General features: G+C 53.5%; 15 protein-coding genes and 1 pseudogene. 6 read left to right on the plus strand and 10 right to left on the minus strand.

Annotated elements, in window-relative coordinates; translation table 11 throughout:
• Window positions 1-5: 5 nt before the first annotated feature.
• Together BRW62_RS12910 and tnpA are read right to left on the minus strand one after the other, a co-directional pair.
• The gene (locus BRW62_RS12910; protein ID WP_099799965.1) at window positions 6-518 is read right to left on the minus strand and encodes an adenine phosphoribosyltransferase; all 513 of its coding nucleotides are present in this window, start codon (window positions 516-518) and stop codon (window positions 6-8) included.
• 134 nt (window positions 519-652) lie between these two features.
• Window positions 653-1,057, minus strand: coding sequence for an IS200/IS605 family transposase (gene tnpA / locus BRW62_RS12915; protein WP_099799744.1), 405 nt, complete (start codon window positions 1,055-1,057; stop codon window positions 653-655).
• A gap of 46 nt (window positions 1,058-1,103) precedes the next feature.
• Here tnpA and BRW62_RS12920 point away from each other — a divergent pair, with 46 nt between their 5' ends.
• Window positions 1,104-2,336 (plus strand): RNA-guided endonuclease InsQ/TnpB family protein, encoded by a 1,233-nt coding sequence (locus BRW62_RS12920; protein WP_099799745.1) that lies wholly within the window; start codon window positions 1,104-1,106, stop codon window positions 2,334-2,336.
• 56 nt (window positions 2,337-2,392) lie between these two features.
• Here BRW62_RS12920 and BRW62_RS12925 read toward each other — a convergent pair whose 3' ends face one another.
• A complete protein-coding gene (locus tag BRW62_RS12925; protein WP_227517444.1) occupies window positions 2,393-3,739 on the minus strand; it encodes an NCS2 family permease in 1,347 nt (448 codons plus the stop codon).
• Between the two features lie 308 nt (window positions 3,740-4,047).
• Here BRW62_RS12925 and BRW62_RS12930 point away from each other — a divergent pair, with 308 nt between their 5' ends.
• From BRW62_RS12930 to BRW62_RS12950, 5 genes are read left to right on the plus strand one after another with little or no spacing between them, the layout of a single operon-like run.
• On the plus strand, window positions 4,048-5,790 hold the full coding sequence (locus BRW62_RS12930) for a pilus assembly PilX N-terminal domain-containing protein (protein ID WP_099799746.1): 1,743 nt from the start codon (window positions 4,048-4,050) through the stop codon (window positions 5,788-5,790).
• Between the two features lie 17 nt (window positions 5,791-5,807).
• Entirely contained in the window at window positions 5,808-6,629 is an 822-nt protein-coding gene (locus tag BRW62_RS12935; RefSeq protein WP_198406064.1) for a prepilin-type N-terminal cleavage/methylation domain-containing protein, read from the plus strand.
• Window positions 6,607-7,116: a GspH/FimT family pseudopilin gene (locus BRW62_RS12940; RefSeq protein ID WP_099799748.1), complete on the plus strand. Its 510-nt coding sequence runs from the start codon at window positions 6,607-6,609 to the stop codon at window positions 7,114-7,116. The genes BRW62_RS12935 and BRW62_RS12940 overlap by 23 nt, the downstream gene beginning before the upstream one ends.
• 33 nt (window positions 7,117-7,149) lie before the next feature.
• Window positions 7,150-7,659, plus strand: a complete 510-nt coding sequence (locus BRW62_RS12945) for a GspH/FimT family pseudopilin (protein WP_099799749.1) — start codon at window positions 7,150-7,152, stop codon at window positions 7,657-7,659.
• Window positions 7,660-7,686: 27 nt separating this feature from the next.
• Window positions 7,687-8,367, plus strand: coding sequence for a PulJ/GspJ family protein (locus BRW62_RS12950; protein WP_198406065.1), 681 nt, complete (start codon window positions 7,687-7,689; stop codon window positions 8,365-8,367).
• Here the strand turns inward: BRW62_RS12950 and alr are convergent.
• The 7 genes and pseudogenes from alr to rpmH form a co-directional block, all read right to left on the minus strand.
• Entirely contained in the window at window positions 8,364-9,515 is a 1,152-nt protein-coding gene (gene alr / locus BRW62_RS12955; protein WP_099799750.1) for an alanine racemase, read from the minus strand. The two genes, BRW62_RS12950 and alr, sit on opposite strands and share 4 nt — an antisense overlap.
• A 302-nt stretch (window positions 9,516-9,817) precedes the next feature.
• Window positions 9,818-13,120 (minus strand): tubulin-like doman-containing protein, encoded by a 3,303-nt coding sequence (locus tag BRW62_RS12960; RefSeq protein WP_099799751.1) that lies wholly within the window; start codon window positions 13,118-13,120, stop codon window positions 9,818-9,820.
• 141 nt (window positions 13,121-13,261) lie between these two features.
• Entirely contained in the window at window positions 13,262-13,783 is a 522-nt protein-coding gene (locus BRW62_RS12965; protein ID WP_099799752.1) for a Jag family protein, read from the minus strand.
• An 8-nt stretch (window positions 13,784-13,791) separates the two neighbouring features.
• Window positions 13,792-14,994, minus strand: a complete 1,203-nt coding sequence (yidC, locus tag BRW62_RS12970; protein ID WP_099799753.1) for a membrane protein insertase YidC — start codon at window positions 14,992-14,994, stop codon at window positions 13,792-13,794.
• A gap of 47 nt (window positions 14,995-15,041) precedes the next feature.
• On the minus strand, window positions 15,042-15,437 hold the full coding sequence (locus BRW62_RS15420) for a PH domain-containing protein (RefSeq protein WP_376787950.1): 396 nt from the start codon (window positions 15,435-15,437) through the stop codon (window positions 15,042-15,044).
• Between the two features lie 24 nt (window positions 15,438-15,461).
• Window positions 15,462-15,779, minus strand: a pseudogene (rnpA, locus tag BRW62_RS15425) (ribonuclease P protein component); the annotation flags it as partial.
• Complete coding sequence (rpmH, locus tag BRW62_RS12980) at window positions 15,779-15,916, minus strand: 50S ribosomal protein L34 (RefSeq protein WP_099799755.1); 138 nt, start codon at window positions 15,914-15,916, stop codon at window positions 15,779-15,781. The pseudogene rnpA and the gene rpmH, both read right to left, overlap by 1 nt.
• Window positions 15,917-15,924: the final 8 nt, after the last annotated feature.

Here is a 15,924-nt window from a genome sequence, read left to right on the forward strand (position 1 = left end):
AGCACTTAATAGGTCACCAACGTCGTAATGGGAACATCAGGGAGCTTAGCACGCCCTCCCAAGTCCGCTAGCTCGACAATAAACGCAAAGCCGTGAAGCTCCGCTGAGGCCTGTGCCATTAAACCCGCTGCGGCTGCGGCTGTGCCCCCCGTAGCGATCAAATCATCCACAATCAGCACCCGTTGCCCAGGCTGAATCGCATCTTGGTGCATTTCTAGGCGATCGCTACCGTACTCTAGGGTATATTCCACAGAATACACAGGACGGCACAGCTTACCCGGTTTGCGCAGGGGAATAAACCCCGCTCCTAAGTGATAGGCCAAGGGTGCGCCAAAAATAAACCCTCGCGATTCAATGCCAGCCACATAGTCAAGGCCATCATGGCGATGCTTTTCCACCAGTTGGTCAACCACATACCGCAGTCCCGCTTGATTTTGCAGCAGTGTTGTTAAATCCCGGAATAAAATGCCGGGCTTTGGAAAATCTGGGACATCACGAATGAGGGATTTTAAGTCCATAGCATCTTTGGCCATCAATGCGATCCAGAAGCATCCTACCCTAAATTTGACGGCCTGTGGTTGACACAGAGGGATAGCTTGGTAGCCCCGTACTTTAGTACGGGGAGGAAAAGCTACCTAGCAACTTTAGTTGCTCACCAATGATGTGGATCATTGATATAGTTTTGGATTGCCTCAGCGCTAGCATTTCCCGCAGTGCAGAAGAAATAACTCCTACTCCAAAGGCTAGGGAGTTTTCGCAGGCTAGGAAATTCCTGTCGCAAGTATTTGGATGCTCTACCCTTAAATGCTTTTACTACCAAGTGAATCGGGTCAGTAGGCTTGATTTCAAGAAAGAGGTGAACATGGTCTGGGGCTATCTCAAGCGCCCTAATATGCCAACCTTTTTCGCTGGATAACGCCTGCCATAGCTCAAACAGTCTATCCCTTATTTCTCCCACCAGAACTTTTTTCCTTCTCTTAGGACAAAAGACTAGATGGACAATCGCTAACCCCACCCCATGATTGTAATGATTATATTTTTGGCTTTCCTTTCTCATTGTCGTTATGTTATGATTGTAGTTATCATGCCACCTATCAACAAATATGGAATATGGATGCCAGCAGGTTCTCATCAACGACAAAGGGCTAATGCCTATCCTAAAGTACCTATGTCAGCAGTCTAACAAGGTGTATAACTGCGCTCTGTACTATGCAAGACAGGTCTATTTCAAGACGAAACGACTTGTAAGTTACGCTAACCTTTGTGCAGAGATGACCAGAAGCAAAAACAAACACTTTATGGCGATGTATGCTTCTTCTGCGCAACAGACCTGTAAATCAGTAGCAGAAGCACTAAGTACTTTTAAGGCAAATCTCCGACTAGGAGCAAAACCAAGACTGCCAGCTTACCGTAAGGCTGGATTGTTTACTGTAGCCTATCCTAAAAAGTGGCTAAAAATTCACGAGGGGCAGGTTAGAGTACCTCTTGGACTCCAAGTCAAGGCGTGGTTTGGAATAGATACGTTGTGGGTGCAGTTTCCCACCAATTTGCAGTGGGAGAACATTAAAGAATTGCGCATCCTATCTCGTAATGGAGCATTTTACTTGGAGTGGGTATATGTCAAGCCTCCTGAACCCAAACCCCTTGACCCAGCAAAGGCTCTAGCAATTGATCATGGAGTCAATAACTGGCTTACTTGTGTTACCAATCTAGGACATAGCTTTATCATTGATGGGCGCAAGGTCAAATCTTTCAATCAGCGGTACAACAAGCAAGCGGCTAGGCTCAAAACTGGTAAACCGCAAGGGTTTTGGTCTCGGCAATTAGATTCTATCACTGAGAAAAGAAATCGCAGGATGCGAGATGCTATCAACAAAGCCGCCCGTTTGGTAATCAACTACTGCCTAGACCACTCTATCGGCAAAGTTATCTTTGGCTGGAATAAGGGGCAGAAACAGGAATCTAATCTAGGCAGAGTCAACAACCAAAACTTTGTGTCTATTCCCACAGGTCGGTTGAAGCAGCGTATAGCAGAACTATGTCAACATTACGGTATTGAGTTTATTGAGGTTGATGAAGCGTATAGTTCCCAAGCTAGTTTCTTGGATGGGGATGAGCTACCTAATTATGGTGAAAAACCCGACGGGTGGCAGGCATCTGGGAAACGAGTGAAACGGGGCTTGTACCAAACAGCCAAAGGATGGCTGGTCAATGCGGACGCTAATGCCTCAGCTAACCTACTCAGAAAAGTAAGCAGAACTTTGGGGCTTTGCCTCAAGGAACTGTGTAGGGGCGGTTTGCTCACGCCTTTACGAGTTCGTTTGTGGACTACGTAAGAATCCCCCGACTTTAGTCGGTGGGAGTGTCAAATCAGCGGCGTAACGCAAGAGCATCACCGCCAAAAATAGTGCCCCACAAAAACAACAGCCAACACCCAGAGGGCTGGGTGCACCTCGTTGGTTTTGCCGCTGGCCCACTTCACGAGAGGGTAGCTAATAAAGCCCACCGCTAACCCTTCGCTAATGGAATAACTCAGGGGCATCACAAGCATGACCAAAAAGGCTGGAATGGCCTCGGTTAAGTCTTGCCATGGAATCGCGCTGATCGATCGCACCATAAACACCCCCACCAACACTAAGGCTGGCGTAGTAGCAAAGGCTGGAATAGCGGTGGCGATCGGCAAAAACAGCAAAGACAGCACAAATAACCCACCAACCACAATGGCCGTTAAGCCCGTCCGCCCGCCAATGGCAATCCCCGCTGCCGACTCAATGTAGGTGGTTACCGTGGAGGTGCCAAAGAGCGCCCCCACCACCGTGGCCACCGCATCCGCCATAAACGCGCCCAGCGATCGCGGCAGATGCCCTTGACGAGTCAGAAATCCCGCCTGCACACTCACCGCAGATAAGGTGCCCACCGTATCGAACAAATCGGTGAACAACAGCACCAAGGTCACCAACAAAAACGAACTCACCTGATGGGGGCGTAGCGACCCCAACCCCACCACGGCCTGACCAAACAAATGGGACGGCCAGCGCGGCCAGTCCACCAGCCCTGTCGGCCATGGCGCTGCGCCTACCATCCAGCCAACAACGGCGGTTCCCAATACCCCAAAAAAAATCGCTCCCTTGACCTCCCTAGCACAGAGCATCGCTGTCACCAACGTGCCTACTGCCCCCAAAATTGGCGGCCAAGTATGAAATTGGGTCAGGGTGGTCTTAGTGACCGCATTCGGCACAATAATTTCGGCATTAGCCAAGCCAATATAGGCAATAAACAGCCCCACCCCCGCCGCGATCGCCACCTTCAGCGACACCGGAATCATATTCACCACTAGCGATCGCACCCCACTCAAGGTGAGCACAATAAAGATTACCCCCTCAAGCAAAACCGAACTCAACGCCAGCGGCCAAGGAATCTGCAATTGTTGCACCACCGCAAAGGCAAAAAAGGCATTGATCCCCATTCCCGGCGCCAGCGCCACTGGATAGTTTGCCCACAGCCCCATTAGAATACTGCCCACTGCCGCTGACACGGCCGTGGCAATAATCAACTCCCCCCGTAAGTCTTGGGGTTGCTGCAAAAAAATTGCACTCGAGAGAATTTGGGCATTCACCGGCAGAATGTAGGCCATCGTCAAAAACGTTGTCAGCCCCGCCAGCAACTCCGTCGAGAGGGTTGTTTTGGCGCGCTCAAGTTGAAACCACGTATCTAGCCGCAACTGCCACAGTCCCCGCACAATTGCCCCCTTACGCTTCCTGACGAATAGTTAACAGTTCTAAAGCAATGTTATGCAAACTTTAGGGTAGGCAAACGGCTTTGTTATAATCGGCGTAGCCTTTTCGTAAGGTCAGAGAACCTGTGATAGAGCACACTCGTACCGTTAGCTTTCTCGTACCGTTAGCTTTATTGTTTAATCGGCTTGGTTAAGTTCAACCCTCCTGCGGGGCATTATAAAAACATGGCGTTAAGACACATCACAGGATTCAACTCACAGCTGGTATGGATACGACTGAACAGTAGCGTTGGCGTAAGAGGGTAACGATAATGACCATTAAAAAACTCCTTCGCACACTCTCACGGCGGTTGATGCATCCCCCCACAGGGCATCGGCGACGCTACCGCCAGCGCGGCTTTACCCTACCCTTAGTGCTGGGGATGGGGCTAATTATGATGGTGGTTGCCCTCACCCTCATTTCGCGATCGCAACTCGATGTCAGCACCGCTAGTTTACAAAAGCAAACCCAACAGGCCTTTGCTGTTGCCGAAGGTGGAATGGCACGCACCCTTGGCCTTCTCAATGGCAATTATCAAATTCTTTTACGACGTACCTACAACCCCGTCAACCCCAACACCGGTCGACGCTATCTCATTGACCGTGCTGTCGATCCCAGCAAAGTGGGGCAACCCAACGTGGGGCAACCCAACACCGATCCCAGGCAACGCAACACCGATGGCATTGACGCAACCCCCGTCGACGAATGGAATGCCGCCAGCCTTGGGGATGCCGTGCCTCCCTGCTTCACCCTCAATAACGTCACAGACATTCTCCTGAACGGTCAAATTGGCACCCCCGTTCAAGGCAACTACCGCATTTTGGCCTACCTCTACGACCAACCTACAGAAACTGGCCACTTGCTGATTGAAGGCCGCTTGGCCAACAACTCCCCCGCCAATGCCTACGTTCTGCAAAAAATGAAGATTACCGATCGCAATGTGCCCGCTAACTTTCCGGGGTTGCTTGCCCAAAGGATTAACCTAGGGAATAACGATGTCTTTGGCGCCGTCAACGGTAACGTCATTTGTACCAACGCCAACAACTGTAAAGTGCCGGCCGATCAATGCGTCAACGGCCAGCCCACTAACGCTGGCTTAAGGCAAGCTGTGGGTGCCCTTAATAACTCAATCATCCACGGCACCATCGCCGTCAATAAAATTGAGTTGCCGCCCTTTCCTACGCCACCGCCTACGGTGAATCCGTCAGGCAACCCACCTGTCAATGGGGATGTGCAGGCTCCCGACCCCTCAGACTTAAGAAACTTCCTCATGAAGCGAAAAGATTATGTTGATGGTACCAACAGCAACGATCGCTATAGCCAAGGTGCTTACAACCTAGGGAATATTGGTGAGATGACCCTGCCGCGCCCCGACGATCGCCCCTACGTCGATACCAGCTTGCCTGCGGAACATCCCGATAGGATTTACTACGCCTACAGGGTTAACGACATCAACCTCAGTGGCAACAACAACCTCACCATTAACACCAGCCGCTGGCCAGTGCGCCTATTTGTCAGTGGGAACATCTCCCTGAGTGGTCAAGCCGGTATTCGCAATATCTGTAGACCCAGCCCCAATAGTAGCCCCAGCCCCGATAGCGACGACACCTGCCGCCGCGGTGCCAAGATGGGGTTACCTAGCGAAGTCATCCCCTGCGGCAAAAACACCCGCTGCAGCATAGGCACCCCCGATCGCCTGCGCATCTACGGCAACCCACCGGATCCTAACAATGCGGTAACCGATCAGCAGTTTACCCTCAGTGGTGGCTCCACAGCGGGCAGCCTGTTTGTCTATGCTCCCGATGCAAAGGTGGGCATCAACGGTGGCAGCAGCAGCCCCGATATTGTCGGTGCGGTGTGGGCTAAAGAGTGGAACGGCTCCAACTCCAATAATGCCGAAATTTACGTGCCCGATCGCCTGCCCGAAGACCTTGGTGAAGCCTATCAAAACTCCTCGATTGTAGTGGCACGCACCACCGAAGCCAGTAACTGGAACCGCCTTGCGCAGTACTAAGTTGGAGATGTATGTTGATGACTCGCCCCTCTCCTTGGCAGCGAACCCTCTTGAGCAAAGGGTTTACATTGGCCGAAGTCCTCGCCTCAATTCTTGTCATTAGCCTCTTTACCGTGGCGGCAATGCAGGCAGTGGTGGTGGCCGCCCTGTTCCAGTCCAACGCCCGCCGCTTTGCCGAAGCCAGCAACTGGATTCAAGACGACCTCGAAAACATTAAAATTGTTGCCTACGACCTCTGCCAGACTCGCTTTGCCCAGCGCAAGCTTGCCGCTCCAGCCCAAAATACCAACACCATCACCCTTGCCTTTATCGAGCCCTACGAGAGCGACTACAAGCAAGCCATGCCCCCTGAGTATTGGCCTAATAATCAACCCATGCCCCCTGAGTATCGTGAGTATCCGACTCGCGGAGTCTGCTCCTTGAGCTCGGTGACCGATGGCTTTCGGGTGGGGGATGAGATTTTAATTGGCTCTGATGCAGGCACCAACCGCATTACCGCTATTTCTGGGGACACAATTACACTGGCAAACACCATTACCTCCTATCGGAGTGCAGGAACCCGCGTCTATGCCCGCTGCCGCGCAGGAAAGAGCGAAGGTGGCTTCGCCGCCTATCTCCAGAGCTTACTGCCTCCTCTTGGCAGCGGCAGTGGTAATACCTCCACCGGAACACGCACGTTTATTAATGACACCTTTAGCATGTCCCGAACTGCCACTCGTCTTGCACCTGCCCCGTTTCAAACCCTAGAACTGGCCTACGTTGTGCGAGACAGCAATAACAATATCGTGGCGCAAGTCACAACCGAGGTGGTGCCCAATGCCTTTTTCCGTTGTCCGTAGAGTCCCGCAGGGGCTTACCCTGATTGAAATTTTAATTGTGATGGCGGTGGCTGCCGTTTTAGCGACCGTAGCAGCCCCCAGTTTTCAGTACTGGCTGCAAACCCAGCAGGTCAACCAAGAGCTAGAAAAACTAGAAGGTGCCCTCCGCGAAGCCCAACGGGAAGCCATGCGCCGCAACCAAGCCTGCCATGTCACCATTCCCACAGGGTCTCAGCCCACCATTACCGGTAACCCCGCAGCATGCTTACCAACAGGACCACGGCAGCTCGAAAATGTGACCCTGCGACGCAGCAACACGATGGGTACGGTGCACTTTGGGTTTCAGGGGCGCTCCGGTGCCGATGGCGTGGCGGTCATTTCCTTGAACCAAGTCCCCAGCCTCCAACGCTGCCTGCAAATTTCGCCCGGATTGGGGCTAATGCGAACGGGTGTCTATGCCGAGTCCGATACCAGCGGCACCAACCCTGAGAACTGTCGTGAACGGTGATTCTCAAGAATAGGGCTGCAAGAGGGGAGTGCAATGCTGCTGTTTGCTGGCCGTCCGCTAAATCGAGGCCTGACCCTAGTGGAAATGCTAGCGGTCTTTGCGGTTGTTGCAATTTTGATTGCCGTGGCGCTGCCCAGCTTTCAGTACTGGCTCGATACCCAGCGCGTTAACCAAGACTTAGAAAAACTGGCAGGTGCCCTCCGCGAAGCCCAACGGGAAGCCATGCGCCGTAACCAAACCTGCCATGTCACCATTCCCACAGGGTCTCAGCCCACCATTAGCGGTAACCCTGCCCATTGTTTGCCCATGGGCGCACGGCAGCTTGAGCATACTACCTTGCGCCGTGGTTCAGGGATGGCCACCGTCCGCTTTGGCTTCCAAGGGCGCGCCAGCACCAGTGGAACCACGGTCATTGCCCTCAATCGCAATCCTACGCTGCAACGTTGTTTGGTCATTGCCCCGGGCTTGGGGATCATGCGCACAGGGATTTATGCGCCTACCGATACCACAGGATATACATCTAGCAACTGTCGGACCTCGTAACTAGCCATAGGAGCACAGAGAACGCACATGAAAATGCACATGAAATTGATGATCAAGGGGTGGCACCACACTCGCACTGGCTTTACGCTCACCGAACTGTTAGTGGCGGCACTGATCGGTGGGATTGCGGTCACTATGGCCGGCTGGGGGATGGTGGCACTGCTGCAAAATAACCAGCGAGTTGAGGAGCAGGCCACCACCCGCATGAACCTCAGTCGCGCCCTCGACTTTATTTCTGACGACATCCGCTCTGCTATTAAGGTCTCCACCACTGCGCCATCGGATTGGACAACGCCTAGCGGCTACAACTTGGTCATGTTTATTGAGAAGCCAGCGGATAACCTCGAAGAGCAAGAGGATGGCACCCTTGCCAGTACACCCCAAGTGGCCTACTACACCCGTGCTAAAACTTCTGGCATCAATTGGCGCGGCCCGATGATCCTCTACCGCCAAAAGGGGTCAGGGAATGTTGCCCAAGGGAACCCCCAAGCCCTCATTGATGGCATTGCCGACACCAGCCCCAATTGCAGCAGCAACCTCACGGGAGCCGTTGATAGTGGCACGAGTAAGGGGGGCTTCCGGGTGTTTGTGCAGCACCAGCGCAACGTCAAGCTGTGCATTGCCGGTCTCGTCATGCCAACAAACACCATTTACCAAACAGAAACCCTCGCTGCTGTGCGCTCTGGCTCAGCTACTCCTACTCCCTAGTCCACGGGAATGCGGGGCAAGCGATTCTTAAAGCCGCAGAGAATTTCCCACGGGATGGTGCCAAGGGTTTGCGCCCATGTATCTACCGTCAGGCAATCGTTCCCATCGTCCCCCAAGAGGGTGACAATGTCTCCTTCCTGCAACCCCTCAAGATCGCTGACATCGATCATCAGCTGATCCATCGTGATGGCACCCACTTGGCGAACTCGCCTACCTTGTACGAGTACCTCCAGTCGGTTGGAGAGCAACCGAGGCACACCGTCGGCATAGCCAATGCCAACAACGGCAATTTTCATAGGCTTGGGGGCAATGAACTGATGCCCGTAGCTGATGCCTGCCCCAGCAGGAATCTCTTTAATGAGGGTGATGCGGGCACGAACCTGCATCACGGGCCGCAACGATACGGTTTGGCGTAGATGCGCTGCGGGATAGACCCCGTATAGGCTTAACCCCACCCGCACAAGATCGTAATGGCTAGCGGGGTTCCCTAAGGTGGCTGCCGAGTTGGCTATGTGGCAGCGCACGTTCCCTAAGCCTAGGGTTTTTAGTTCCCTGAGCACCTGCTCAAAGGCTGCTTGCTGTTGCAGCATTAGGGTGGGGTCGGGATCATCGGCACTGGCAAAGTGGGAGTACAGCCCCTGAATCCGCAGGTGGGGCAGCCGTTGCACAAATTGGACAAATCCCACGGCATCTTGCCATGAACAGCCCAGCCGTCCCATGCCGGTATCAATCATTAATTGCACATCCAGCGGTTCCTGTAAATGATCCGCATAGTCTGAGAAAATTAAGGCTTGCTTAGGGGTAGAAAGGGTGGGCTGCAACTGCCACTGCGCCATCATTTGCACCTGTACCGGCAGGTTCACCGATCCCAGCACTAAAATGGGGGCGCTAATGCCTGCTTGCCGCAGTGCGATTCCTTCGGGGATGGTGGCCACCCCTAACTCTGTTGCACCGTTGGCTAACACCGTTTGTGCCACAATGACGGCACCGTGACCGTAGGCATCTGCCTTGACCACCGCTAGAAGACCGGTGTTGGGGTCTAACCATTGCCGCAATTGCTGGGTGTTGGCCGCTAATGCGGCCACGTCGATCTCAATCCATGCCCGCTCACACTCGTGGGAACTGGTGAGCCGCTCTTGACTTAGCATTCTGTTTCTGTCCTCACACCCTAAACCATGGGTTGGTGTCAATAACCTATGGTTACCTCAATCCTATGCATTTTAGCTGTTCTAGACAGGAAGCCCGCGCTCTATCTGAAGGATGAGCGTTGGGGTGTTGCTGAGTATTGAGTATGATGTTCGGGTTTGAGTCTTTTGCCGCCCTCACCCTAGCCCTCTCCTTGGGGAGAGGGAACAAGACTCTTAGCTCCCTTCTCCCTAGGGAGAAGGGTTGGGGATGAGGACAACTCATAGCCGCACTCAGCAACACTAGGCTAGCAAGCCGCGTCGCGCTATAGTCCTAAAAGTTTACGTTTAGCGGCCTGAAACTCTGCCTCCGAGAGCAGCCCCTTCTCGTACATCGCCATTAACTGCTGAAGCTGATCTAAGCCTGTGGCACTGGTGTTTGCAGCGGGCGGGGCTGGTTCTGGTTCGGCTGTAACAGTTACTGGGGTGCTCACAGAAAGGGTTCCGAGGCGGTGGCTCTGAATGATCTCCTGTAGGGTTGCCGCTTCTCGCTTATACTCGAGGCTATCGCGCCCGCCCACTTTTTGTAGATCCTGCTCGCGCTGTTTTAGATAGGCCATGAGGTGCTCGTACAGTCCCTGCTTTTGAGCAGGGGTTTCGGCGGCATTGAGGATGACGGTCACTTGGCGTTGAATTTCTTCGAGGTCTGGGCGACAGGCTTGCACTTCCAGCACTTGGGTGACTTCTTCCCAGTTGGCGGCAATATCCACATCCTCTAGGCCAACGGCAGTATGGCGGCTGTAGCGGATGGTGGCTTCGCGGGTGGCGCGGTTCTCTGCGGGTTTGAGCACTGCCAAGGCGCGGGCAATGATGACGAGTTTGAGAATTTGTGGGTTTTCGGGAAATACATCCCAAAAGGGCGGGTCTTTTTGGAGGTGGACGGGAATGGGTAAATCGCGGTTTTCACCCCGTAGGCGTGCCCGCTTGGCGCTAATCATTTGTCCGCGCCAATCTTGGTAGGACTGCCGCAGTTCTGACATTCCTTCAATACAGCGCAGGGAAAAGCCACCCATTTCTTGGACAAAGACGATGCGGTGACGTTCGCGATCGCCCAAGGGCTTGATGTCATCACTGGTAATACTTTGACCGCTGGGCTTGACTAAATTTTTCAGGAGGGGGATGAGTTTTTGGGCGGCTACATCTGTGGTATTTTCACCGCCAACAATAGCAATGTTGGTGTTGACCGAAGGGGTAAACCCGGCATCCCGGCCACTCATCACCGCTTGGGACAGGATCAGCAGCGGCTTTGATTTTTGGTACGCCAAACGCAGGGCACTGAGAATCTCGCCTTCATCATTGCGGTAGAACTGAAAGAGGCGATCGCCCGCGGTAAGCTCGCGGACAAGACGGCTCTCTGCCGGGGCATTCTGGAGGGTGCGCCGCAGGGTTTCATGGATAATCTCGCGCAGATCGCTCTGTTGCACCTCCGCAAGTTGCGCCAGATCCAGCAGGCGCATCACTTCGTTGGCCGCACGGGTATCTTTCCACAGGGGACTGGCCTCCTGCAAAATCGTTGCCGCCGCCGTGGTACACACTTGGTTCAGGCCAAGGGTAAACGACGATTGCACGCCGGTGTTAGCACCTGCAAAGCGCTCCATCAGATCCTGATAGAGGCCGTTAAGGTCTTGGCGATCGTAGAGCTTAATGCCATTAATGCGCAGGGCATCAGCACTATCGGCTTGACTATCGGCAAGGGTTTTGAAGACATCGCGGGTGCTCATCAAGCGTTGAGTGAGCGTCGCAAGTTGCGCGTCCATGCGTTGCAGCCATTCCTCCAGTTTGGCCATGACCTCAAGGGCAAGGGTGCGCGCTTTGCGCTGAATGGTCGCGCTCAAGGCTCCTTCAATCCCTTCGAGTGCCTGCTGGCAAAATTCCTCCATTTTTGCCTGTTTCGAGAGACCAAAGAGGTTGGCGTAGTGGCTTATATCCTGAAGAGCGTTTTCGTACTGGCGTTGGCGGTTGATTTCGTTGGGCTGCCACGTTTGTTCAAGTTCACGACGATACTTTTCGGCTTGATTGGTAAAAATTTGCCGGATTTGCGTCAGAACTGCATTTGCAAACTTGAGGCCACGATTGCGATCCTCAACGATGCGGTAGAACTCCTCCTCAAGGCTGTGGCGCACCTGCTGAATGAGTTTATTGCGGTTATCGTACATACGCTGCAAAAAGTCTCCGTGCAGCCGCTCGTCAGGCCCTAAATCCCGCAGGTGGGCTGCTCGATAGTTCTCCACTTCTTCGGTGAGCCACGGCACAAACTGTAAAATCTTGCCTTTTTCGCTCCCCATCATGCCGCCTACCCCCTGTTGGGTACATTCAAGGCGATTGTCGCGGCTAATTTGATTGCGCAGATCGTTCACCCAGCGGGAGATTTCCTGCATATAGGGGCGATCGCCGGCCGCCGCCAACGCTAAGACCAAATCCATATCCAACAGATTCATGGGTTTGAGCAGTGTTTGGGTGAGTTCGAGTAACTGCGGTGGTAACTGCACAGACTCATTCAGCCACCAGCTCATAAAATCTTGGCACAGACGATAGGTTAGCGAGGCGCGAATTTGGGCGATGGGAATCTCGATGCTGGAGAGGCCAAAGGCCATAAAGCTTTTGGGGTAGCCCCGTCCCCCAGCATCTTGGGCGGCCCAAGCGGCTTTAATATTGTCGCGAATCGAGCGTTTGTGGGGGGCAAAGTCGGAGGTGAGATCCAAAAAGATGTTTTGGGCAATCATTTCGCGAATCTCGTCCAGCTTAAATTCGCTCTCGCCGTTTTTGGTGCCCACCAGATAGGTAAAGTCAAAGGGGGGCGAGGTATAGCGGACTTCATCCCCAAGACTGCTACTAAACTGAGCGACGTACTCGGTTCGGTAGTCGGCAAAATAGCTCAATTCCATAAGTGCTGCATAGCCGTTTGCCAAGACGCGATCGCCCACGCTAATGCCAGCAAATGCATTGGGCATTGGCACAATTCCAGTCACAAGGGGGCTAGCCTGACCTTTGAGCCAGTGGCGGGTACAGTAGCCCAGATCAATGAGCATGCCACTGCCGGTGCCGCCGGAGAGCGACCCGGTAATAAACACATTTAAGCTGCTGTTGTTGACCTTGAGGCCATAACGCTGTTGCATCAGGTTTTCGTGCCCTTTGACGCGATCGCTGGCGGCCTGAAACTTTTGCTGAATGGCATGGTAGTTGCAAAAGAAGGCAAAACGACCACAGGCACGAATTTGACCGGCTCCCGCTTCAAGGGCAGTAATGTTGCGCTCTAGCTCCTTGGGAAACCATGAGCCAATCCACGGATAATTCTCGAGGTTTTGAATAATTTGCTGGACGTTTTTACCACTGACGCTTGCCCAGTGTTTCTCGTTATCTTTCAGGGGTGAACCAGCCGCCAGCGGATTACTGACTTTATAGTCGCGATCGGTATCAATCGCCAAAAAACTAATGACCGGAAACTGCTTGAGACTGCCGTAGGTCTCCTCCACTAAGCGCCGCACCCGCGATAGTACTTCAATGCCAGTGCCGCCAACCCCAACGATAACGGTTGGCACAATCGACTTCTCGTCTACTTGAGCAGGCATAGTTGTTAGCCCCTGTGTCCGTTGCTCCCATCCTAGCAACTCGCACTTGATATGCTCCCCACACTTAAAGGCAGGGGATTCTTCTAGCCTCACAGCTTAGAATGACTGGTTCACCGACAACACTTCAAGCAAAGCAGTTTCCTACGCCAACGGGAGAGCGCGGGGCTCCTGCTGCTTTAGCTGAACCACAAGACGGCGATCCGGCTCTTCGCCATGGCTAAAGGTTTCGAGGCGATCGCTCAGGGTCTTCACTAGCGTATGTACCACCCGCCGCTCCGCCGCAGTCAAAGACTGGATTTCAACTGTTTGACCTGTTTCGAGCACTTGCCGTGCCACCTGCTGCGCAATCTCCTGAAGTTGCGCATAGCGAGCCTTGCGATACCCAGCTAGCTCCAGCGTAAAGGCCGTTTGTGCCTCCCGTGGCTGCCCTAGGTTGGAGGTTGCATTGAGGAGATACTGCAGTGCATCAAGGGCTTGGGCGTTATTGGCAAGGAGTGCGTTCACCTGTTCGCGACTCAGACTGTGATCTTGAATTTCCAGCCAATACCCCGTCGCCACCTCTGCCAATGGCGACGGAATCGCCGCCACGGTGGTCTTGAACCCCCCTAAGGCAAGCACATTCTCTAGCCACACTCGACCAGCCGCAATAGGATCATCCGTCATTGGCGCTCTCAACTCGAGGGATTACGCTTAGCCTTGGTGGGCTTGACTCCTTTTGCTCCCTTTGCTTCAAAGGGTAAAGACCCGCGATTTTTCATTGCCTCGCTGCGCTCTTGCTCCTCAACCAGTTTTTGAATGTTCTCCGGCAGGGGTTCTTGTTGCAGGATAAAGGTTTGCACCGTTTGGAAGATATTGGCAATCAGCATATACAGCAGCACCCCCGCAGGCAGTGGGAAAAACAGGAACATACCTGAAAAAATAATTGGGGTGAGCTGGTTCACCGTTTGCTGCTGCGGATTTGCCGCACTACCTTGACCCGAAAGGAGTTGGTTGACATAGAGGCTGACCCCAAACCCCAGAATCATAATGAGGATATCCCAGTGAATCGCCCCCCAATTGATCTGGCGAGTGCCATCGGGCAGGGTGGAAATCAGTTCACTATCGATAGCACCCACATGGCCAAGGGCAGAGATAAACAAAAATCCTTTGTCTGCGGCAATGCCGGGAATCGTTCCCTGCACCGTAATATCGCCGGGTTGCAGGGCGTGCAGGTGTCCTTGAGCATCCACCGTTGCCCGCTCTTGACCTCGGATAATTTGCCAGCGCGGTTGCAGGTGGCTGTTGGGATAGGCTTGCGCAAGCTCAGTAAACGGTTTGCCATCCTTGGTTTGAAATAGGAGATCAACCTCTTGGCCGACCCCTATTTTGTTTCCCACCGGCACAACAGCCTGCACCGGAAAATGAACCCCTTCATCGACGTAGATATTCTGGGGCTTGGTGGCAAAGGGTTGGACTTGGGTAATCTGCTCCGGTGGCACAATTTGCAGGTTCACTTGGTAGTTCACATCTGCAAAGGGGGAGCCGCGCAACGTTGCAAACAGAGCAAACAGAATCGGTAGCTGCAACAGAAGTGGAAAGCACCCCGCCAAAGGATTGCCAAACTCTTTATAGACCTCTGCCATCGCCTGCTGCTGCTCTGCGGGCTTGTCTTTATACTTTTGTTGGATTTCTTGCATCCGCTTTTGCATGATGGGCTGCACGACTTTCATGCGCCGCATGTTGCGAATCGACCCCGCACTCAGGGGATACACCGCAAAGCGAATGACTAAAGTCAGCGCGACAATGGCCAAGCCATAGCTAGGCACAATCCCGTAGAAAAAATCGAGGATTGGCAGCATGACATTGTTGGAAAGGAAACCGATACCAAAATCCATGGAATCCTGCAGCTATGGGTGAACAGTTAACAGAACCATATTAGGGGCTAAGAACCAATCGCGCCACTCACCTGTTTGGCAGCGGGATTCAGCTTGGTGGAAATGAAGTCGTAAATTTCCCGAAAACGTGGAATGGCACGCATTTCAAGGCGGCTGCCGTCTTTGAGGGTGACCACCATGTCTCCATAGGCACCCCAACCCCGTGGCACGGTGACTACTTTTGTGATTTCACTGTAGATAACATCGGAGCGATCGCGCCCCATCCAGCCACCAATGACGGTAATTCGCCGGTTGGTAATGCGATACCGGAGCCAGAGGGCACGAACCACTGCCCCGGCGGTGAGGGGTAAACAAATCACTGTTAACCCCAGTAACAGGTTAATTGCTAAATCCCCCCAGTGGGGGCCACCTTCGTAAAATACCTCTTCTGTAATCCCCGGCATTGCGATTACCCCTGCGTTTGCCATTAGCTGCGTTAATTCAGCGCGACAGTTGCTGTCACTGACGTTGAGGGCAGCCTGACGCACTACTACAATCATATCCCACCCCATGGCTATCTGGGGCAGTAAGGTTCGGCAAATGCGCCGCCACTGACGCTTCAGACGATTGCGATCCACCGCTCGCTTACTCACACGCTTGCTGACCACAATGCCAATCCGCGAGGCTTGGGGTGAGGGCTGAGGTGCCAGCCACAGGATAACAAGCTGGCCATGATGGGCGTTTTTCTGCTGGTAAACGCGCTCAAAATCGTGGCGATCGCGCAGACGATGTCGCGGTGGCAGCACTAGACCGCTAGCCGTGCCCGTCCCTTGCGCCGCCGTGCTTTAATGACGTTTTGACCCGATTTGGTGCGCATGCGAGCACGGAACCCAGAGGTGCGTTTGCGTTTGCGGACAGTGCCGCCCAGTGTACGTTGAGTCATGGCTAGGT

The organism is Thermostichus lividus PCC 6715 (genome assembly GCF_002754935.1).
GTDB lineage: Bacteria > Cyanobacteriota > Cyanobacteriia > Thermosynechococcales > Thermosynechococcaceae > Thermosynechococcus > Thermosynechococcus lividus.